At 37.2% G+C, this 19,796-nt stretch carries 18 protein-coding genes; 10 read left to right on the top strand and 8 right to left on the bottom strand.

Translation table 11 applies throughout. From position 1 onward, the window contains the following. Positions 1-125 precede the first annotated feature (125 nt). Together ligA and EHQ43_RS01950 are read right to left on the bottom strand one after the other, a co-directional pair. Positions 126-2,144, bottom strand: a complete 2,019-nt coding sequence (gene ligA, locus EHQ43_RS01955; RefSeq protein ID WP_135770015.1) for an NAD-dependent DNA ligase LigA — start codon at positions 2,142-2,144, stop codon at positions 126-128. Beyond that, a complete protein-coding gene (locus EHQ43_RS01950) occupies positions 2,145-3,158 on the bottom strand; it encodes a M23 family metallopeptidase (RefSeq protein WP_135740377.1) in 1,014 nt (337 codons plus the stop codon). Between EHQ43_RS01950 and EHQ43_RS01945 the strand changes: the two genes are divergently transcribed. From EHQ43_RS01945 to EHQ43_RS01935, 3 genes are all read left to right on the top strand, one after another. Beyond that, positions 3,157-3,894 carry a SanA/YdcF family protein gene (locus EHQ43_RS01945; protein ID WP_135740378.1) on the top strand — a complete coding sequence of 246 codons (738 nt, stop codon included), beginning with the start codon at positions 3,157-3,159 and terminating at the stop codon, positions 3,892-3,894. The two genes, EHQ43_RS01950 and EHQ43_RS01945, sit on opposite strands and share 2 nt — an antisense overlap. Beyond that, positions 3,891-4,937 carry a hypothetical protein gene (locus tag EHQ43_RS01940; protein ID WP_135770014.1) on the top strand — a complete coding sequence of 349 codons (1,047 nt, stop codon included), beginning with the start codon at positions 3,891-3,893 and terminating at the stop codon, positions 4,935-4,937. The genes EHQ43_RS01945 and EHQ43_RS01940 overlap by 4 nt, the downstream gene beginning before the upstream one ends. A gap of 146 nt (positions 4,938-5,083) precedes the next feature. Then, positions 5,084-5,635, top strand: a complete 552-nt coding sequence (locus EHQ43_RS01935) for a YceI family protein (protein WP_135770013.1) — start codon at positions 5,084-5,086, stop codon at positions 5,633-5,635. A gap of 50 nt (positions 5,636-5,685) precedes the next feature. Here EHQ43_RS01935 and EHQ43_RS01930 read toward each other — a convergent pair whose 3' ends face one another. Continuing rightward, positions 5,686-6,561, bottom strand: a complete 876-nt coding sequence (locus EHQ43_RS01930) for a molecular chaperone DnaJ (RefSeq protein WP_135770012.1) — start codon at positions 6,559-6,561, stop codon at positions 5,686-5,688. A 78-nt stretch (positions 6,562-6,639) separates the two neighbouring features. Between EHQ43_RS01930 and EHQ43_RS01925 the strand changes: the two genes are divergently transcribed. From EHQ43_RS01925 to EHQ43_RS01910, 4 genes are read left to right on the top strand one after another with little or no spacing between them, the layout of a single operon-like run. Further along, positions 6,640-8,355, top strand: a complete 1,716-nt coding sequence (locus EHQ43_RS01925; protein ID WP_135770011.1) for an acyl-CoA dehydrogenase family protein — start codon at positions 6,640-6,642, stop codon at positions 8,353-8,355. A gap of 2 nt (positions 8,356-8,357) precedes the next feature. Continuing rightward, positions 8,358-9,266 (top strand): AEC family transporter, encoded by a 909-nt coding sequence (locus EHQ43_RS01920; protein ID WP_135740383.1) that lies wholly within the window; start codon positions 8,358-8,360, stop codon positions 9,264-9,266. Then, a complete protein-coding gene (locus tag EHQ43_RS01915) occupies positions 9,263-10,156 on the top strand; it encodes a DMT family transporter (RefSeq protein ID WP_135740384.1) in 894 nt (297 codons plus the stop codon). Before EHQ43_RS01920 ends, EHQ43_RS01915 begins: the two co-directional genes overlap by 4 nt. Further along, positions 10,156-10,635 (top strand): DUF4442 domain-containing protein, encoded by a 480-nt coding sequence (locus EHQ43_RS01910; RefSeq protein ID WP_135740385.1) that lies wholly within the window; start codon positions 10,156-10,158, stop codon positions 10,633-10,635. The genes EHQ43_RS01915 and EHQ43_RS01910 overlap by 1 nt, the downstream gene beginning before the upstream one ends. Positions 10,636-10,689: 54 nt before the next feature. Here the strand turns inward: EHQ43_RS01910 and EHQ43_RS01905 are convergent, their stop codons facing one another. After that, on the bottom strand, positions 10,690-13,110 hold the full coding sequence (locus EHQ43_RS01905) for a 1-acyl-sn-glycerol-3-phosphate acyltransferase (RefSeq protein WP_135740386.1): 2,421 nt from the start codon (positions 13,108-13,110) through the stop codon (positions 10,690-10,692). A 108-nt stretch (positions 13,111-13,218) separates the two neighbouring features. Between EHQ43_RS01905 and EHQ43_RS01900 the strand changes: the two genes are divergently transcribed. The 3 genes from EHQ43_RS01900 to EHQ43_RS01890 all read left to right on the top strand — a co-directional run bounded on the left by EHQ43_RS01900 (position 13,219) and on the right by EHQ43_RS01890 (position 16,112). Then, positions 13,219-14,604 (top strand): SLC13 family permease, encoded by a 1,386-nt coding sequence (locus EHQ43_RS01900; RefSeq protein ID WP_135770378.1) that lies wholly within the window; start codon positions 13,219-13,221, stop codon positions 14,602-14,604. Between the two features lie 120 nt (positions 14,605-14,724). After that, the gene (locus EHQ43_RS01895) at positions 14,725-15,225 is read left to right on the top strand and encodes a hypothetical protein (protein WP_135740387.1); all 501 of its coding nucleotides are present in this window, start codon (positions 14,725-14,727) and stop codon (positions 15,223-15,225) included. A gap of 92 nt (positions 15,226-15,317) precedes the next feature. After that, a complete protein-coding gene (locus tag EHQ43_RS01890; protein WP_135740484.1) occupies positions 15,318-16,112 on the top strand; it encodes a CAP domain-containing protein in 795 nt (264 codons plus the stop codon). 5 nt (positions 16,113-16,117) lie between these two features. Here the strand turns inward: EHQ43_RS01890 and EHQ43_RS01885 are convergent, their stop codons facing one another. The 4 genes from EHQ43_RS01885 to EHQ43_RS01870 are packed head-to-tail and all read right to left on the bottom strand — an operon-like array spanning position 16,118 to position 19,783. Then, a complete protein-coding gene (locus tag EHQ43_RS01885; RefSeq protein ID WP_135740388.1) occupies positions 16,118-16,585 on the bottom strand; it encodes an EVE domain-containing protein in 468 nt (155 codons plus the stop codon). Continuing rightward, entirely contained in the window at positions 16,585-18,537 is a 1,953-nt protein-coding gene (gene ftsH / locus EHQ43_RS01880; protein ID WP_135740389.1) for an ATP-dependent zinc metalloprotease FtsH, read from the bottom strand. Before ftsH ends, EHQ43_RS01885 begins: the two co-directional genes overlap by 1 nt. 27 nt (positions 18,538-18,564) lie before the next feature. After that, positions 18,565-19,128, bottom strand: a complete 564-nt coding sequence (pth, locus tag EHQ43_RS01875; RefSeq protein ID WP_015676796.1) for an aminoacyl-tRNA hydrolase — start codon at positions 19,126-19,128, stop codon at positions 18,565-18,567. Positions 19,129-19,147: 19 nt separating this feature from the next. Then, entirely contained in the window at positions 19,148-19,783 is a 636-nt protein-coding gene (locus EHQ43_RS01870) for a 50S ribosomal protein L25/general stress protein Ctc (RefSeq protein WP_135740390.1), read from the bottom strand. Positions 19,784-19,796 lie beyond the last annotated feature (13 nt).

Below are 19,796 nucleotides of genomic sequence, written 5' to 3'. Positions count from 1 at the left end.
ATCTTAACTGTATCACTGGAAAACCAATCAAACTGTATCGCTGATAATTTTGGAAAAAATTTCGTTAGTTTTGATGATCAAAATAATCTATCGAAAAAAAATGTATCAATCTGAATTTCGATTTCTCATGGTTGGATCTGAATCCCTTCTTTTTTCAAAAGATCTAAAAATTCTGATTCGGAAACAAGTTTCACACCAAGTTCAGTGGCCTTGTCGAGTTTAGAGCCGGCACCTGGTCCATAGAGAAGGTGTGTTGTCTTTGACGAAACACCTGTTACTTTTTTTCCGCCGTGTCTCGTGATGAGGTCCATCGCTAAGTCACGCGGTTGGAAATTTTCAAAACTACCTGTCACACACCAACTTTGACCAACAAACGGTTGTAAATCGCTTTTTTCGGTTTCGTCTGCTTGGAACTTAAGTCCTAGTTTGATTAAGGTACTTACCAATTTTAGAGTTTCTTTGTCTTTTAAATGGCCAAGCAATGCATCGATGGTTCGTGGTCCGATACCATGAATGGCTTTTAATTCTTCACTAGCTGTTTTGGATTTGGAAAGGGTGAGGAGTTTGTCCCAGGAATCATATCCGTTTTCGATGAGAATTTCTGTGACCTTTGGACCCACTTCATTTAAACCGATGGAAGGGAGTGTGAATCGAAAATCTTTTTCTTTAGATTTCGCTATTGCATCAAAGATAATTTTCACAGATTTTTCACCAAATCCATCTAACTCGATTAAGGTTGATTTGTATTTTTCTAATGTATACAAATCGGGTATGTCTTTCACCCAACCTTTTTCAAAAAAAATCTGAATTTGTCGTTCACCTAAACCTTCAATGTTCATCTGTTTTTTGCTGCAAAAAAAGATGAGTTGGTTTAGTTTTCGCTCAGGGCAATTCCTATTTGTGCAGAAGAAATCGACAGAATCGTCAACCTTCGTTAATTTTGTGTTACACGATGGACAATGATTCGGTAGGACAAAAATCGATTTTGGAGGGAAGGTCACTTTTTCCACAGCAGGAATGATTTCCCCACGTTTGGAGATTAAAACTTTTGCACCAATGCCTGCACCAAGTTGATTGATGTAGTCTTGATTGTGTAAGGTGGCATATGTGACAGTGGTTCCTGCAAGAGAGATGGGTGTTACTTTGGCACGGGGTGTGACTTTTCCTGTACGTCCAATGGCAAAATCAATTTCTTCAATTGTGGTTTCTTTGAGGAGTGCATCAAACTTAAAGGCCCTTGCCCAACGTGGGGAATGACTAGTTTCACCTAAATTTTCTCGTAAGTTTAAAGAATCCAGTTTGATCACAAGTCCATCCACTGGAAATGGCATTTTGTCTTTTTTTTTGCGATAGGATTCGATTTCTTTGAGTAACTTGGCTCCTGTCAAAATCGTTGTATCAGGTGCGAGTGGAAACTTTTCTTTTTTTAATAAACTTAAGATATCTTTATGAGAATTGATTCCTTTTCTAGAACTTGAAAAATATACATCATAAACATAAATTCGTAACGGACGTTTGGCGACATCCATTGGGTCTTTTTGTTTGATGGAACCTGCAGCTAAGTTTCTTGGATTGGCAAACTTTCCACCATACTCTTCGTTGAATTCTTCAAAATCAGCGAAGGTCATAAATATTTCACCACGGACTGTTAGGTTCAAAGGTTCTGATAAAGAATGAGGGATGGTAGAAATGGTTTTTACATTTTCTGTGACAATATCTCCAATTCCACCAGAACCTCTTGTTACACAATGGGTGAGTTTCCCGTTTTCGTAGTATAACAAGATAGAGGCGCCATCAATTTTCCATTCTAAAGAATAGTTTTCCTCGATCCCCGTTTTCTCTAACCATTCGGAGAGTTCGGTTTCATTATAGGTATTTTCTAAGGATAATACCGGAACTTTGTGTTTAAATTTACTAAATTGTGGGCTTAAATCCGATCCTACTTGTGCTGTTGGAGAAGATACATCTGTTAGATTTGGATTTTCTTTTTCTAGTTTTTGTAGTTCTTTGACGAGTAAATCAAATTCTTTGTCAGTGATGACCGGTGAGTTATCCTTGTAATACAAATCATTATGACGATTGATTTCTTTACGAAGTTCTAAAATTCGTTTTTTAGGATCATCTGCTTTTGATTTTTTAGGCAATCAGTAAACTCCAGCTTGCATGTACTGTTCAGGATCGGTTTTTCCTTCTTCCGAAATAAAGATTTCATAGTGTAAGTGAGGTCCGGTTACGTTTCCAGTGGCTCCTACCTCTGCAATTTGTTCTCCAGCTTTTACTTCTTGGCCTGATCTTACATAAATTCTAGAACAATGACCGTATAACGTACTAAAGCCGAAGTCATGTTGGATGATTACATGGTGTCCGTACCCAACATTGGAATAGGTTACTCGGACCACACGGCCAGGTGCAGCAGCATAAATAGGTGTCCCTGTGGCATTTGCCATATCCAATCCATCATGATATTCCCAATAACCAGTGGTAGGTGACTTCCGCATACCAAATGGAGAAGTTAAATTGTATGAATACATAGGGTTGAATAATGGTGATCTAGATAAAATATCTGAGCGTTGGTATAAAAATTGAAAATTCGTTTCCACCAAACGTTGGTAATTGTCCATTCGGTGTTTTAGTTGTCTAAGTTCATAGATTTCGCTTAGATATTTTCGACCTACATCCAATTGTTTGTCTTCTTTTTCTTCTTTTTGGAGTGATTCAATTGCAGCAGTTTCGATAAAATCTTCTGCAGGAATTTTTAAAAGTTCATCATCTTGTCCATCAATCAGAGTGAAAAGTTCCAACATACTTTCATTCAGTTTGGAATACTCTTCTTTCATTTCTTCTAATTGGTTGGCATGAGTGATATAAGTATCAAAATAAGTTCCATAAATTTTGGAGAGTTGGTTAATTTGTGTTTGCGTATTATTGGAGCGAACAATTCCAAAAATCGCTAAACTCAATAGACCTAAAGTGAGGCCTAAAAAAAATAGGATGGTAAAGTGAGAAATTTGAAAGTGGAAAGAACTATCATATCCATGAGGTATGACAAGAATGGTCATCCGCTGGTGACCTTTTTCTTTCACCTTATCAATCTGTTTCTTGATTTTCGGATTGTCTTGTGAAAAAACAGACGTAATCTCTTTAATTTTTTTCTTCATGACGAACCGCGATTCCTACATAAATAAGACGCTCCGATTCCTTTCCAGGGTCAAGTGGAAATCCCTGTTTCTGGGTTTCGCGATCATTTTTGGAATTCTTGGTTTTGTCACATTGGCTTCCAATTTAGGTTTTTGGCTTGTCTATCAGAACTCCATTCACACTAACAATTCCTCGGAAATCCCTGAAGCGGAAGTTGCTATTGTTCCCGGTGCCGCAGTATATGGAAAAACTCCATCTCCCATCCTAATGGACCGATTGGTTTGCGGTTTGGAATTGTACAAACAAGGAAAGGTCAAAAAGATTTTACTCTCTGGTGACAATGGGAAAACCGATTACAATGAACTTCGTCCTATGCTTGAGTACATGTTGTCACACCAAGTAAAACCAGATGATATCTTTGTCGACCATGCAGGTTTTCGAACACTGGATACATTGATTCGCGCAAAAGAAGTGTTTTTGGTAAAAAAAGCAATATTTGTTAGCCAATCCTTTTTTTTACCAAGAGCGATTTATTTAGGAAAGGAACTTGAACTAGAGTTATACGGTTACGAATGCAATTTAAGAACGTATAAAAAAGAAACTTATTATTTATTTCGAGAATTATCTGCAAGGATGCTTGCTTGGTGGGACATCCAATGGGATACTCCTCCTAAGTATTTAGGAAAACCATATCCGATTGAAGGTAGTGGGATGAGCACTTGGAAAGGATCAATTCCTGTTACGATTCCAAAATGAAAGTATTCATTCATCGGAATGTTTCTTCGATAGTTTCCATTTTTATTAGTATTGTTTCATTGGAAATTTTTGTTTGGATTCCTAAAACTTTGTTTTCTTCTAAAGTTGAATCTAAGGTGTTCAATTTTGGATTTTATCATTTGAGTCTGAACCCTTGGTCAAAAAATACTCCTCTAGATCAGTTTTTTACACCATGGTTTCTTTGGATTTCCGGTCTTGTCACGAGCCCGGAAGATATAGTGATGATCTTACATTGGATTACAATTGTATCTGGTGTTTTGTATGTTGCCTATTTTTCCAAACGTATTCATTGGTCTTTTGCGATTGGACTTTCATTCTTACTTGCCTCGTCTCCACTTTATTTAATTTTTCAAACATGGATTGGTTTTTCAGATTCAATCACATTTTTTTTAATCACCTTATATCTAATTCTTTTATATTGTGAACTGCAAACCAAAGTAAAAGTTGTATTGTTATCACTAGTCTTATTTTTAGGAATGACAAATCATTTTTTCCAATTCTTAGTAATCGTTTTCCTTTTGAATGTATCTTTTCTAATCTTTTATAAAGAAAAATTAAAGATATTGATCGGAGCTATCTTTTTCGCTTTCATTTTGTATGCATTATTCTTGGTTTTTATTTTTAATCACACACTGATCATTTGGAATCATTCACGAGTTTCTACTTTTTCTCAGATGTGGGGCAATGAATTTGTTCGTATGAATACCTCAGAACCATCTCTGGGAACTCTTGGTCTATTTCATGGTTTATGGCCTGTTGTGATTCTTTTATTCATTCGAATGCCAATTTCAATATTGGTTTTTTTTGTTTGTTATTTGATTTCGATGTTAACATATGATACGGGACGTGTATTTGCGATACTTTCTACACCTATTCTCATTTTATTTTCAATTGAAAATTGGAAATCCTCTTCTGTTCTGATACAACGTGGTTGGATTTTATTGACGATTCTTTCTCCATTGATTTGCAGTTTGTACCCTCTATTTTATAAATGGGATGGAAGGATTATTTATTTACTTTAAAGAGTTGTCATGAGTTGCTTAGACATATAATTTAATTTCTCAATTTTTTGTAAGATTTCGTTGAAATTAGAAATAAACTGGCCGAGAAATTGAAGTTAATTGTATTGATTATGATTAAATTTTGATGTGAAGGGAATGGTTTTAGAATGAAAAAGTTTATAATTACAATCATTATTTTGTTGTCTGCAATCCAATTACAGGCAATTGAAGTATCCCATAAACAAATTGAATTTTTTGTAGATCATACAGCTCAAAATGTAACTGGAATTTGTAATGAAATTCAAATTGAAAATCCAAACTTACAATCCTTTGGCGGACAGTATCGTTTACGATCTCCTTTCGAAATCAAAATCCCAATCTTAAAAATTACGTCTGGTGATTCTGGCCGTGATTCCCATATGCATGAAATTTTAGGTTCACCAGAGTTCCAAGTGATACACGTCAAAGTAGAATCGATCAACCAATCCAAAACAAATCTTCAAATTTATGCGATCAAAGGGAAATTGACAATTCGAGGAAAAAGTAAAGAGTTTGTGACAGATGCCAACGTGCAAGTTTTAGAATCTGGTTTATTACATGTTAATGGAACTTTGGGTGTTAAATTTTCGGATTTTGAATTGGAAAATCCAACATTGCTATTTATGAAAGCAAAAGATGTAATTCAAGTGAAATACCAATTTGACTTACGAATGAAATGATTTGAATTTTTATATATTAAATACTCTGTGAAAAAATGGAATGGTGGAATTTATGTCCCGATCAATTCCACCAAACGATTATATTTTAAGATGATACGTTTTGTCATCTCTTCCCCTTTTTTATTGATATCAGGATGGTATTTTTTCAATAGTTCTTTGAATTTCTTTTTAACATCGCTGATGTTAGCACCTGGTTCCAAATCAAAAAAAGCAAGTAAGTCCTTTACTTCGTCTGTGACAGTTTGCACAAGTTTTTTCTTCTTTTTCTTTTTTGCCTCTCTAAATCTACCATATAACTCATAATAGGTGCGATCTCGAAATTCCCTTGTGATGTCTCTGAAATTTAGTATTTTTGTAGGGATTAAACTTTTTAAATATTCATATAAAAATTCTTCTGCACCGTATTCAGGGTGGATATCGAATTTTTCCAAAAATTGGTGGATGGACCTTCTCACAAAAAAATCGATTTCAAATTTATCCATTAGATAAGAATCCACAGCATCATCAAAATCAATCGTAGCAGCTGTCAGGAGGAGGATTAATTCTTGATCCAATTTATGGTTAGCGATCGTTTTTTGGATAAGTGATTTGTAGGATTCTCTCAGTTCATATAACGGACGTTCGCTAAAAAATATCCCACCTTTTAAAAATTCTTCTGCAACTTCATCTAATTCTAGAATCCAAGCCAAAAAATCTACAAGTAGGTCACCATCAACTTCATGGAATCCACCGGACAATGTCATCTGTGGTTTGGCAGCTTTGAATTGATAAACTTTACGTAGGCACTCTTCTTTTCGTATTTCTAGAAGTTCCGAAAGACGGTCGTATGGCAGAAACCATTGCATGGATTCGGAAACGTTTTGCAGTTCAAAAATGACATCATGCAAAATCTGTTTGGCCTTTTTTGTTTCCGTTTTTTGGACCATAAACTATCTCTTAAACCAATTTCAAATCGGGGTGACTTTTTTGCTAGTGAATCCTATTCCATTTTTTGAACTGGAGATATGAGTCACCATATTTCTGAACATCCATCTTTACAACCGTTTGATATTTCCGAATACAAAGGCTTACGAGGTAAAAATTTTTACGATATGGATCCTGCCTTACAGAGAATGGTGGATCGTTATTCGGTAACATACGAACCCACACACAAACAAGCGATGGTTGATCATATCAGAAAGTATGGGGAACTCGTGGGTGGGATTTTGGATGAACTCACTGAAGAGTGCCATAAAGAAGGGAAATACGGCGAAGTGGTCAAATATGACCGCACTGGCAAACGAATTGATTTTATAAAGTATTCAGAAGAACAAAAACTGGCACGAAAAATTTCTTATGATCATGGTGTGGTCAATTTGGATTTCCATCCAGAATGGAAATTTGAATTCACACATATCCATCGTTATGCACTTACGTATTTGATGAATTTGAATGGAGAAGGTGGAGTTGCTTGTCCTTTGGCAATGACAGATGGAATGATCCTTGCCTTAAAAAAAATTGGAACTGAAGAACAAAAAAATAAATATCTCCCACTTGTTGCAGGCAAAGGGAGTCGTTCTCATTTTATGGCAGGTCAATATGTAACCGAACGAGTAGGCGGAAGTAATGTTTCAGCGAATAGAACCATCGCTAAAAAACTACCGAACGGCAAATGGGAGTTAACTGGTGAAAAATGGTTTTGTTCCAATCCAGGTGATTTATGGGTAACCACAGCGAAAATGGAAGGAACGAATACAGTGGGGATGTTTTTAGTTCCAAGGATCAAAGACAATGGAGAACTGAATGGCCACCACATCCTTCGTAAAAAAGACATCATCGGTTCTCGTGGTAAGATAACCGTTGAGATCATTTATGACAAAGTTGAAGCGGAAGAGTTTGGTCGCCCCGGTCATGGCCTTGTGAATTTAATTCGTTATATCATCAAAACTTCAAGGTTACATGTTGGCCTTGGGGCTTGTGGAAACGCAAGAAGGTCTGTGATGGAAGCTTCTGAATATGCAAAGTTTCGTACTGCTTATGGTAAAAAAATCTTAGAATTCCCTTCCTTCGTGAAAACATTAGCAGAGATGCAAATCTTACAAACAGCAAATTGTTTTGTTAATTTTCGATCAGTTGCTCTAGCAGAAACAGGTGATGATGCTGCGGAGATTACAGTTCCACTTTTAAAATACAAATCTTCTTCACAAGCAAGTTATATTACACAAAAAGCAATTCTTTCGTTAGGTGGAAATGGGATCATCGGAGACTTCTCGCCACTCCCAAGATTACACAATGACTCTATTATCAATGAAACTTGGGAAGGAACCCATTTGATCATCACAGACCACTGTCTACATGCCTTACAAAAACCAAAGGTTTATGCTGCATTCCAAACTTTATTAGACCAACTTACTTCCGAGGTAAGTGGCATTACTGAATTACAAAATGTGTATAGTCTTTTTCAATTAAAACGAAAAGAGTTGGAACAGTGTTTGAAGGAGGAATCTAAAGACTGGAAAGATATGAATCGAGTTTATATCGCCGATGTCACATACAATGTATTGGTGTTGGCAGAATTTCTTGAACAAACAGTTCACGATATCAAGGAAAAACTTCCAACCAAGTATTTATATTTTGCGAAAGGGTATGCTGAAATGGTTTGTGATGGTTTAGAGGCACCAAGGCAAAAGGATGGCGTGTTTTTCGATTCTAAGGCACTTGAGACCTTCCTGTCCTTTTAGAAATGGAAAATTTTTTATTACTTGGAATCTGTTTTGGATTAGGTTTACTCTTTCGTAGGTTACCTCAGTTTCCAGAGACAACTCCGAAAGTACTGAATGGTTTTATTTTATTTGTCTCCTTACCTTCACTTGTGTTATACCATGTGCATGAATTAAAAATTGGCGTATCATCCGTTTTACCAACATCGATGCCATGGCTGGTATTTGGTTTTGCACTTTTGTTTTTTTTAGGATTATACAAACTCAAAGTGATGTCCTTCCCAACAACGGTTTGTTTGGTGTTAACCGCTGGACTTGGTAATACTTCATTTGTTGGATTCCCCTTACTAGAAACTTACTTAGGAAAGGAATCGCTAGGGTATGGAATTCTTTCAGACCAACTTGGAACTTTTATGGTATTGAGTTTTCCTGGAATCATCCTCGCATCCATTGCCATGGATGGAAAATGGGATTTTTTAACTTTGGTGAAACGAGTTCTTGGATTTGCACCTATTTATGCTTTGTTGTTTGCAATTCTTACAAGACAATGGGAATATCCCAACTCATTCAAGATCGTATTATTGCGTTTAGGTGATACCTTGACTCCACTTGCATTAGTTTCAGTAGGATTTATGTTGGATTTGAGAACCATCGCCGGTCATGGAAAGTATTTGCTCTTAGGTTTGGGATTTAAATTGGTTTTAGCTCCAATTCTCGTTTATTTTGTTTATGCTCCCATTAAAGAAGACCAATTACTCTTCCAAACAATACTTTTTGAATCGGCAATGGCACCAATGGTTACTTCGACGGTTATCACAATTGAAAAAAATATATCTCCTCATCTAGCAAGCCTTATGTTAGGAATTGGGATTCCTGTTTCTTTTGTAACAACTTATTGTTTGAATTATTTGATTAAAGGAAACTTCATTTGAACTTAAAATTTTTATTACTTTTGATCCTTGCAATGGTTTCCTGGGGGATTGCATGGCCATTTGGAAAAATGGTCGCAGGAATGATTCCAATCCCAGTTCTTGTCTTCTGGAGATTCCTTGTTACCTTCTTTTCAGTGATTCCTCTTCTCTACATCATGCGTTTACCGATGAGATTAAAAACAGGAAAGGATTATTGGAATGTTTTGATCGGAGGAATCATATATACACTTTATAATCAATTTTTTTTCCTAGGTTTAAAGAATGGATTACCTGGTGCTGGTGGAGTATTGGTAACAACCTTGAATCCGATTGTAACCTTCTTTATCGTTGTTTTAGTTCAGAAAAAAACGATTACCAAACGTCAAGTTTTGGGATTATTTTTTGGATTTATTGGTGGACTTGTAATCTTACAAGTTTGGAAAATCAGTATCAATTATCTATTGTTATCTGGTAATTTGTTTTTTCTTCTCTGTTCTTTTGTATGGGCAATTCTTTCGCTCAATAGCCAAAAAACAGGCAAATCGATGTCTCCCATCACTTATAGTTTTTACGTTTATGGAATTGGTTCTGTTTTAGAACTTTTGTTTTGTTGGAATGATCCAAGTTTTTGGAAGGTATCTGAATTTGGGTATAAATTTTGGTTTGCCATTTTTTATCTATCGGTGATTTCCACTACCTTTGGAACAACGGTATATTTTTATGCGGCCACAAAACTTGGATCCGAAATCGCAAGTAGTTTTATCTTTATAGTTCCACTTTCCGCTTACTTAAGTAGTTATTTGATATTAGACGAAGTAATCCAAATCCCTGTCATCATAGGAGGAAGTTTAGCGATGTTAGCTGTTTATCTTATCAATTCCAAATATAAAAAAAAGGATAAGTTGGATTGATGAAAAACATCTCTTGGAAAAAACGATTTAAGATTTGGTTGTATAATTTTTATCCACCATATATTGGTGCTGGAATACGGATCAAAAAAATTGCAAAAGATTTATCTTTTTTCCAAGTGGAAATGAAACTAAAGTTTTATAACAAAAACTATGTTGGTGTTCATTTTGGTGGATCTTTGTATTCTATGTGTGATCCATTTTTTATGTTAATTCTCTTGGAACAATTAGGATCTGATTTTATTGTTTGGGACAAAGTGGGATCGATGGTATTTGTCAAACCAGGCAAAGGAAAGGTGACAGCAAAATTTTCGATACCATTAGAAGACATTCAAAGGATCAAAAGTGAAATTGAATCCAAACGGAAAGGCGAATTTCATTTCAGTACAAATGTTGTAGATGAAACCAATGATATCGTGGCTACCTTAGACAAAACGATTTACATACGAAAACGGGGAAGGCTCCCCGTACAAAACGGATAGGATATTTCTACTAGAAGCTTATTTTTTGAATCTAATCGAATTACAAAATTCCTATCAATATTTTTTGTCTTCGTCCTCAGGGATCATACTCGCATAATAGAGAATCAAAGCATCATTTTTAGAATGAATCATTCGATTGGCTTCTTCAATCATCTTTCGTTTTTCTAAAATCTTCTTTCCCTTTTCCCAAATTTCTTCTGGGTCACGAGTGAGATAATTGCCTTCATGGCGAGAAATAAAATCCTCAACTAACATAGTGCTTTGCGAAACTTCGATAGAATAATCGTTTTCGACTAAAATTTTTGATACAATTTGGTTTGGTAATATTTTATGATATTGTTTCCAACCTTTTGTAATCCGGTAACTCAATTCAATAGTTGGATCTTCAGTATGAGCATACTCAGATATTGGAATCGGGTCACAAAATTCAACATATACATTGGATCGTTTTGCTAAAAATCCTGCCATTCCTAACTCTTCTGGCATATTACAAAACTGATTGTCTTCGGGTACGGTTTCATAAGAGACAGATATAGGAACAATCACAATCTCCGTTCCTGAACTTCGAAATGCATTAACAGCTGTTGTGAGAAGTCCTGTTTTTACTGGAACGATGCCACCAGTCCTTGATCTTGTACCTTCTGGATACACAAGCGATGGGATACCTTGTTCCAACATGACTTGTGAGTATAAAGTGAGGCATTCCAAATACAAACTGTTCCTAGTCCTTTCTCGATCCACCGCATACGCACCTAGTGACTTTAACATCCATTCCCAAAATGGGTTAGACATTAAATTGATTCCTGCCGCATAACGAGGCACAGGTAATCCTAAATGGAATAATGAATAAGCGACTTCCACTGAATCAAGATGGGATCTGTGAGTAGGTGCATATAATAAATTGTATTTCGAAGACAGAGCTTTGACTACTTCCGTTTTTCCGCCAATGTGAGGAATCATTGAGCCCTTTAAAAATCCACCTGAAAACAAACGGATTGGCGCCACAAATCGTAGCACAGACTCACGAACAGTAGGACTATAATTGTCAGCGATTTCGTTCACATAAAATCGGACTAATTCTTTGATTGAAGTTAGTTCGTCATCCTTTTGGCAATTATGAAAACGTTGCCAAATTTCCACTTCCGATTCAAACTTTGCTTCTTCTAATTTTTGTTTTTTTCGTTTTGCTTTCGAAAGTCTCTTTTGTGTGGATTCGATAACTGCTGATGATTGTTTTTTGACTCTAGAGATTGTACCAGGAACATTACTGATTTGTTTTAAAATTCGATCGACGAGTAAGTTTTGAAAATCAATACCAGATGTTAAGTTGAGACCAACTTTTTTCTGCACAACAAGAGGTATATTTTTTGATTCGGTTTTTTTACCACAGATGAGATCGATGAGGGCACCAGGTGGTTGTTTCCTTGTTAGTACATCAAATAAAGTTCTGTGTAAAGTAAAAGGGAGACGAATTTCATTGGCAAGTTCAATAAGGATACTAAGGGCATAAGTTCCTTCAACATTGTCATGCCATTTGGTAGATTCTCTTTCAATGAAAGAACGTGGTGCAAAAAAGATTTCAATTCTGTCTTTAATGCTTAATTTTTCTCCACCTGACAATAGTTCACCGACAATCTTTTGTCCAAAACCACGGTTTCTGCTTTTGTTACTGGTTGCAGTTGTGATAAAATCAGCAAGTCCAGACCTACCCATAACAGTGTCAGGCCTTGCACCATAACGCATCGAAAGATCTCTAACTTCCTGAAAACCTACTGATAAAATTTCTCCAAGTAAATTAGCCCCATACCTAGGTAGTAAGGACACGATCCCACTTGCAATTGCCATTGGATTTTTAGCAACACCTACAATTTCCATACCGATCACATCATCCGTGATTGAGGTATTGATGAAATGAGATGTATAAACATCTGATAAATACTCAGCAGTTGTTTTTTCAGTAGATCCAATATTAAAAAAACTAAATTTTTCTTCTAAGATTTCACCGAGTAAAGATGGACCATTGACTACTGCAACAGAAGCATTATTAAAATTTCGTTCAGCGAGATAATTTTGAAGGTATTGTGAGTAGGTGATAAATCCTGTTTTTTTTCGGTTTTTGGAATCCAAAATACCTTTTGTCAAAAATGAAAAAACATAATTGTTAAATGGTTCTAAAACATCAATTAATCCGTGAACACTATCTAAAAAGGATCGTGAAGGAACTGCAACATGAAAAGCCCAATCGTCTCTTCCAAAAGAGTCCAAACTTGAAACAATTTCAATATGATCGGGAAGTTCAATTGTCTTTCCCATAATTTCTGTTTGGCGACGTTTCTTTAGAAGCTCTACGAATTCTTTGTCGGGGATCCACAAAGTGATCGAATCATACTTTTCTGCCAGCAAGGAAGCGATAATGATACCCATTGGGCCACTACCCAAAACTGCTTGTTTTAAGTCGTTATAGGTTATTTGCATAAAAAATTAACATTTAGAAAAATTGGAAAAGTCTCATTGTATTTGTTTGCTTGAAACGAATTGAGTCTATCGAAAAAGTATACGGTGAGTGTAAATCGTCAAGTCACAATGATTCGAGCAGGCCTTCTATTTTCAATACTTTCCATTTTTCCCGCTTTTCTCGGATGGTACCAACTATGGTTTGGACTAACTCCTGCCCAGGAGATCAATTTGGCGATCGCTCTCCTCGTTTCGTTTCTTTGGGTAACGGAACTCATCCCTTTATATGTCACAGGATTTTTGGTTCTCTTTTTAGAGCTCATTTGGCTGCTACCAGGATGGGGTCCAGGAGCTCCAAAAACGATTACTTTTTTATCTTGTTATTTTTCGGAGACCATCTTACTATTCTTAGGTGGTTTTGTTATCTCAAGTGCCATTCGATTCTACGGATTGGATGCAACCATTGCTCGGTTTGTGATCAAAAATACGAAAGGTTCAGCATTTTTACTCGTTCTCTCAATGGGATTTGCCACTGCCTTTTTGTCCTGTTTTATGAACAATACCGCCACTGCCGCTATGATGCTCGGTCTTGTTTCCTCTATGATGAAATCATTGGATGAATCGAGTCCACTGCGTAAATCGATTTTGTTTATGGTTCCGTTTTCTGCTAACTTGGGAGGGATTGGAACACCAGTCGGGACACTCCCCAATGTGATCGGGATTGCCTATTTACAGGAAAAAGGATTCCAAATAGGATTTTTGGATTGGATGACTTTTGCATTTCCCGTATTTATATTCTCTGTATTGATCCTTGCGGGAATTTTGTACATTGTGTACTTAAAAAAAGAAAGGTCCATTCAATCGATTCGATTACTCCAAGTCCAAGAAGAAAAACAATTTGTATCTTCCAAAAAACGTATGGTATCGATTGTTGTGATTTTTATCACCATCTTAGGTTGGATTAGCTCCGATTGGCATGGAGTTTCGAATGGAACAGTCGCTCTTTTCCCTGTCATTGTGTTTTTTGGTTTTTCATTATTGGATTTAAAAGAGTTTCGGAATCTGTCCTGGGACGTTCTCATTTTAATGGGTGGGGGAATTGCTCTTGGTAAAGCTTTTGAGGAAACTGGACTAGCTAAACATTTTGTAACGATGTTTATGTTAGGTGAATCGAGTCAGTTTAGTTTGTTTTTATTTTTTTCCATTTTATCTTTGGTTTTATCTTGTTTTCTAAGTAATACCAGTGTTGCCAATTTGGTTTTACCAATCACAATGGGTTTACCCGCAGAGTTGATTTTACCAGCCGCAATAGGTGCAACGATCGGCGCTTCCCTTGCGATGCCTCTTCCCGTTTCCACACCACCCAATGCGTTGGCATTTAGTTATGGGGGCATCCGAAGTCTTGAAATGGTAAAAATTGGTGGTGCTATTTCCATTTTATCCTGGATTGTCTTTACAGTTGTCGGTGGACTGATTTTGAACCAATTGCAGATTGTCGATTTTTCTAACTTTTAAAAAAAAGGCTTTTCCTTCTTTTCTCATCCGATAGCTTTCTCTCGGATTATGATTCGATTTCGAAAATTCTCTCTTTTCTGTTTATGTTCCTTTTTTTTCCTTCAATCCTGTTATAATTATATGAGTGAAGATGTTCCGATCATCACAAGACCCGAATTTAGACAACAAATTCCCCTGCTTTCAATCAAAGTTTCCACTCCCGAAAACAATAAAAACAAAAGAGAAATTACTGCTCTTTATACAAAATACTTATCGGAGACAGGATACTTTGGAAGGGTTTTATCAGATGGTGTTCGTGCAAACCACCATATAGATTTTTATACTAGTGAAGTAAACGAGTACGAACACTTTTGGGTATCTTCCATCTCCACCATTTTTATGATTGGAACCGCTGGATTGTTACCATCCATTTATTCAAAAGAACGAGTGTTACATGCTGATTTTTATTTGAATGATAAATTAATTGGCCGAGAAAAATACAGACAAAAACACTCTACCTTATTCGGAGTTCCCTTTATGTTCATATGGGAAACAGGAATCAAAGAAGCGAAAACCATCCAATACAACAAAGAAAAAAATTTAATTCACAATGTTGTGCAGGATTATAACCGTTATTTATAGGAGTTGCCATGAATTTAAAAACAAACCAAAACCAAACGCAAAATACGAAGCGAAACCAAACACCAGATGTATACGGTGTCAAAAATGTTTTGATGGCTCTTAGTATCTTGCTTCTTTTTTCGTTCACACTCTGCAAAACTCCAGAAGTCAAAAAAGCTCCAGTCGTCGTTGTTGAAGAACCTAAAAAAGTAGAACAGGTAGTCGAAAAACAAGATCCAAACTTGGCCTTTTTAGAAAGTATAGAAGACGGTCGTGAACTCCCTGACTCAGATAAATGGAAAGTTGAACAATACGAGGCCTTTAATGAAGATACGTTTCCTTCTTATGGTCCTGCAAATGCTACCATTGATTTTAATAAGGTCGATTATCCTTTGTTAAATGCAGCCATCTTCTATGTAACTTCCAAGGAAAGAAAACAATTGGGCATGAGACCTTTTAAGTATTCGGAGCGTTGTGAACAAGCTGCGTTTGGACATGCACAAGATATGGTAACATATGATTTTTATTCCCATAACAGTACGGTCAATGGAAAGGAAACTCTCCGTGACCGATTGGATTTAGTTGGAATTTCGGAAACTTATTCTGCTGAAAACATCATCAATACTTTTGGAATCCAATACCAAAGCGGAAAACCAGTATTTACTCCTGCGCAAAATGGTGGTCCATTTTTTAGTTATACAAAAGCAGGAACACCCATTCCAAACCATACCTATTTAAGTTTAGCAAAGGCTGTGGTTGAAGTTTGGTTCAATTCGCCAGGGCATCGAAAAAACATTCTCAATCCAGAATTTAATTATATGGGAGCAGGAGCTTTCTTTTATAAAGATAAAAAGTTCTTCGACGTCGACAAAGTGAAAGCGGTCCAAGTGTTTACTGGAAAACCGTAAGCGGTTTACTTTACTGTAACGCCTGCTAGTTTTGTCACAATTTCAAATTCCTTTTTGGTGACCGGTTGGATCGATAACCTCGATCCTTTTTGTGTCACCACCATCGTTTCTAATCCTTTCGTTTTTTTCAAAAGATCAAGTGGAATCAGTTCCTTGAACTTGGTATGAGGTTTGAGATGGACACCAAACCATCTTGGTTCAGTACTTTTGAGTTTAGGATCAAAGTATTTATGATTAGGATCAAATTGGTAGGGATCGGGGCTTGCTTCTTTGGCAATTTCTGCAATGCCCACAACACCTGGTGGTTCTAAACGGCTGTGGTAAAAAAGAACCAGATCACCTAACTTCACTTCGTCACGAAGGTAGTTCCGAGCTTGGTAATTTCTAACACCTTCCCAATACGAGAGTTTTTCTCGTATTAGGTCATCGATGGAAAATACATCTGGTTCTGTTTTAAATAACCAATACTTCATTAAGCCGAGTAAGCTGGTTTCGCTGCAGAAGCACCTTTTCCTTTTTTGGAACCAACTCCTGGTTTTGAGTCAGAGTATTTATCAAAAGAAGGTTGTACGATGTCCATTAATTCCTGTGCATCGATAGTTTCCTTTGCTAAAAGCGCTTTTGCAATGGCATCCAATTTCTTCTGGTTTTTCTTCACCAAATCACGACCCTTGTCGAGACAAGTTTGGATAATGCGTTTCACTTCCTGGTCAATCATCGCTGCAAATTCTTCTGAGTAAGGTTTACTTGTGTGGCCATAGTCCCTTCCCATAAAAGGCGAAGTTTCACCGGATCCGTAGTGGATGGTTCCGAGTTTTTCAGACATACCCCATTCACAGACCATTCGACGAGCAATGTTCGTTGCTTGTTGGATATCGTTGGAAGATCCGTTCGAAGGGTCACCAAAGATGAGTTCTTCTGCAATGTACCCACCCATTGACATGACAATCCGATCCAAACAATAGTTTTTACGGTAAGAATGTCTGTCTTCCACTGGAAGTGATTGGGTAAGACCTAAGGCACGACCACGTGGGATAATCGTCACTTTATGAACTGGTTCGGTATACGGCAGTAAGGTGCCAAGGAGAGCGTGGCCAGCTTCATGGTAAGCAGTCATTTCTTTCTCTTTGTCAGAGATAAACATAGACTTACGTTCCGGCCCCATCATCACTTTATCACGAGCTTCTTCTAGTTCTTCTTGGGTGACTCGTTTTTTATTACGACGTGCGGCAAGGAGTGCTGCTTCATTGATAAGGTTGGCAAGATCAGCACCTGTAAAACCTGGGGTTCCTCGAGCAATCGAGTTCAAAGAAATATCAGACACGAGAGGAACTTTTTTGGCATGAACCGCTAAAATCTCTTCGCGTCCCTTTAGGTCTGGAAGATCAACAATCACTTGTCTATCAAAACGACCAGGTCGGAGCAGGGCAGGGTCAAGGACATCAGCGCGGTTTGTTGCTGCCATTACAATGACACCTTCGTTCATTTCAAATCCGTCCATCTCGACTAACATCTGATTGAGGGTCTGTTCCCTTTCGTCATGCCCACCACCTAGGCCTGCACCACGAAGGCGACCCACTGCATCAATCTCATCAATGAAGATGATACAAGGTGCATTCTTTTTCCCTTGGTCAAAAAGATCTCTGACACGAGATGCACCCACACCCACAAACATTTCTACGAAGTCTGATCCAGAGATTGAGAAAAACGGAACACCTGCTTCTCCAGCAACTGCTTTCGCAAGTAAGGTTTTACCGGTTCCAGGAGGACCAACAAGAAGGACTCCTTTAGGAATCCTTGCTCCGATCGCTTGGAATTTTTTTGGATCTTTTAAAAATTCAATGATTTCAAGAAGTTCTACTTTTGCTTCTTCACAACCAGCTACATCGTTAAATGTCACTTTTACTTTTGGATCAACATTCATCTTGGCACGTGATTTACCAAAGGTAAAAGCTTTGTTTCCAGATGCTTGGAGTTGGCGCATCATGATGAACCAAATGATTCCAAGTGCAAATAACCAAGGTATGATGCCAGAAACGACACTCCAGAATTTATTTTCTTCTGTGGATTTTGCAGTAAAACTAAGACGTGATTTACGAAGTTTTGTCACCAAATCATCGTTAACTTGTGCTACATTGGTTTTGAAAGGTTTTGGTTTGTTGTCCTTACTATTTTCAGGAATGTACCAACCTTCAATTAGTTCTTTATCGATAATGATCTGTTGTTTAGAAGAAATATCTTTTCCATCTTTAGAAGTGATTTTCCCAATGGGTTTTTTTCCCTCAATTGGTTCTACCATATTCAAAAAATCGGAATAACTGATTTCGTCGGGTTTACCGGCAAAGTCTTGGCCCTTATATACCGTTGCCAAAATGACAAGGAATACGAGTAAAAATAGAAATACGGTTTTGATGTTTTTATTCATGTAAGACTTCCGATGATTAGACTGAAATCAAAGGTGATATTTCTGAATCACTTCGTCAATATCCCCCATGGATATGGAACGAATCGCCGCTTCGGCGTCATTGATGATCTGTATCAAACTCAGATTCTCTAATGGCTCAAAATCTTCACGTAAAAAATCTTCTCTTTTTTTCGGATTGTAGCTGGAATTGAGAATTCCGATCCGAATTCGGATGAAGTTGGGGGATCGTAATGAGACAGAAATCGAGTTTACCCCTTGATTTGTGTCATTTTCTCCACCTTTTGTGACAACGATTTGGCCAAGTTCCAATCCCACATCTTCATGGATGACTACGATGTCTTTGACTTGGATTTTGAGAAAGGAGGCAATGTAAAGTACAGACTCACCAGAGAGTTCGCTGAAGGTTTGTGGTTTGAGTAAAACCACTTCGTCTCCTTCAAAGTCACCACGCCCGATGAGCGATTTTTTCTTTTTAGTTTTGATTTCGATGCCAATGTTATTGGCAATGACATCGAGAATCTTAAAACCAATGTTAGATCGATTGTTGTTATATCTATCGCCAGGATTTCCTAGCCCTACAATTAACTTCATTGGTTCTTAAAAGTAGTTCTTACTTCTTAGCCGCTTTTTTAGCAGCTGGTTTCCCTTTTGCTGCATCAGCTTCTGCTTTTTCAGCACGTTCTGCCGCTAGGATCGCTTTCGTTTTGTTACATGATGCAACAATTGGATCGCCGTTCACTAAGATTTCCCATGATTTAGGGTGAGGCAGTTCGGAAACTTTAATCATCATTCCGATATCAAGACCAGTTACGTCAATTGTGATGACGTCAGTAAGATCTTCAGGAGTTGACTTTACTTTAATTTCGTGAACTAAGTGCTCGAATTGACCACCAGCTTTTGATCCTTTTGCTACACCAGTTGTTTTGATGGCAACTGTAGTTTGGATCTTTTTCCCTGGAGTCACTTTGTAAAAGTCGATATGACGAATTTGTCCAGTATGAGGAAATCTTTGGATTTCTTTTACGAAAACTCTTTCCGATTTACCGTCGAGTTCAAGGTCAATAAGAGTTGCCTTACGAATTCCAGAGTCGATGAGTTTTTGGATTTCTTTTTCGACAACACTTGCCGATTTTGCTTCACCGCTTCCGATGATGTTAGCCGGTACTAAACCTTCCACACGCATTCTTCTGGCAGGACCTTTTCCTGTTGAAGTTCTTGGTTGTGCTTTGATACTGATTTTTTCCATGATTATGTTCCTT

Source organism: Leptospira bouyouniensis, assembly GCF_004769525.1.
In the GTDB taxonomy this organism is placed as follows: domain Bacteria; phylum Spirochaetota; class Leptospiria; order Leptospirales; family Leptospiraceae; genus Leptospira_A; species Leptospira_A bouyouniensis.
The sequence above is the reverse complement of the archived record's forward strand: the minus strand, read 5'-3'. Positions and strand labels throughout refer to the sequence as shown.

Coding starts and splice junctions, on each gene's coding strand:
- EHQ43_RS01925 (WP_135770011.1), top strand. CDS start 6,640: ATGAGTCACCATATTTCTGAACATCCATCTTTACAACCGTTTGATATT.
- EHQ43_RS01930 (WP_135770012.1), bottom strand. CDS start 6,561: ATGGTCCAAAAAACGGAAACAAAAAAGGCCAAACAGATTTTGCATGAT.
- EHQ43_RS01940 (WP_135770014.1), top strand. CDS start 3,891: ATGAAAGTATTCATTCATCGGAATGTTTCTTCGATAGTTTCCATTTTT.
- EHQ43_RS01885 (WP_135740388.1), bottom strand. CDS start 16,585: ATGAAGTATTGGTTATTTAAAACAGAACCAGATGTATTTTCCATCGAT.
- ftsH (WP_135740389.1), bottom strand. CDS start 18,537: ATGAATAAAAACATCAAAACCGTATTTCTATTTTTACTCGTATTCCTT.
- EHQ43_RS01910 (WP_135740385.1), top strand. CDS start 10,156: ATGAAAAACATCTCTTGGAAAAAACGATTTAAGATTTGGTTGTATAAT.
- EHQ43_RS01950 (WP_135740377.1), bottom strand. CDS start 3,158: ATGAAGAAAAAAATTAAAGAGATTACGTCTGTTTTTTCACAAGACAAT.
- EHQ43_RS01870 (WP_135740390.1), bottom strand. CDS start 19,783: ATGGAAAAAATCAGTATCAAAGCACAACCAAGAACTTCAACAGGAAAA.
- EHQ43_RS01945 (WP_135740378.1), top strand. CDS start 3,157: ATGACGAACCGCGATTCCTACATAAATAAGACGCTCCGATTCCTTTCC.
- EHQ43_RS01920 (WP_135740383.1), top strand. CDS start 8,358: ATGGAAAATTTTTTATTACTTGGAATCTGTTTTGGATTAGGTTTACTC.
- EHQ43_RS01935 (WP_135770013.1), top strand. CDS start 5,084: ATGAAAAAGTTTATAATTACAATCATTATTTTGTTGTCTGCAATCCAA.
- EHQ43_RS01890 (WP_135740484.1), top strand. CDS start 15,318: ATGGCTCTTAGTATCTTGCTTCTTTTTTCGTTCACACTCTGCAAAACT.
- EHQ43_RS01895 (WP_135740387.1), top strand. CDS start 14,725: ATGAGTGAAGATGTTCCGATCATCACAAGACCCGAATTTAGACAACAA.
- pth (WP_015676796.1), bottom strand. CDS start 19,128: ATGAAGTTAATTGTAGGGCTAGGAAATCCTGGCGATAGATATAACAAC.
- EHQ43_RS01900 (WP_135770378.1), top strand. CDS start 13,219: ATGATTCGAGCAGGCCTTCTATTTTCAATACTTTCCATTTTTCCCGCT.
- EHQ43_RS01905 (WP_135740386.1), bottom strand. CDS start 13,110: ATGCAAATAACCTATAACGACTTAAAACAAGCAGTTTTGGGTAGTGGC.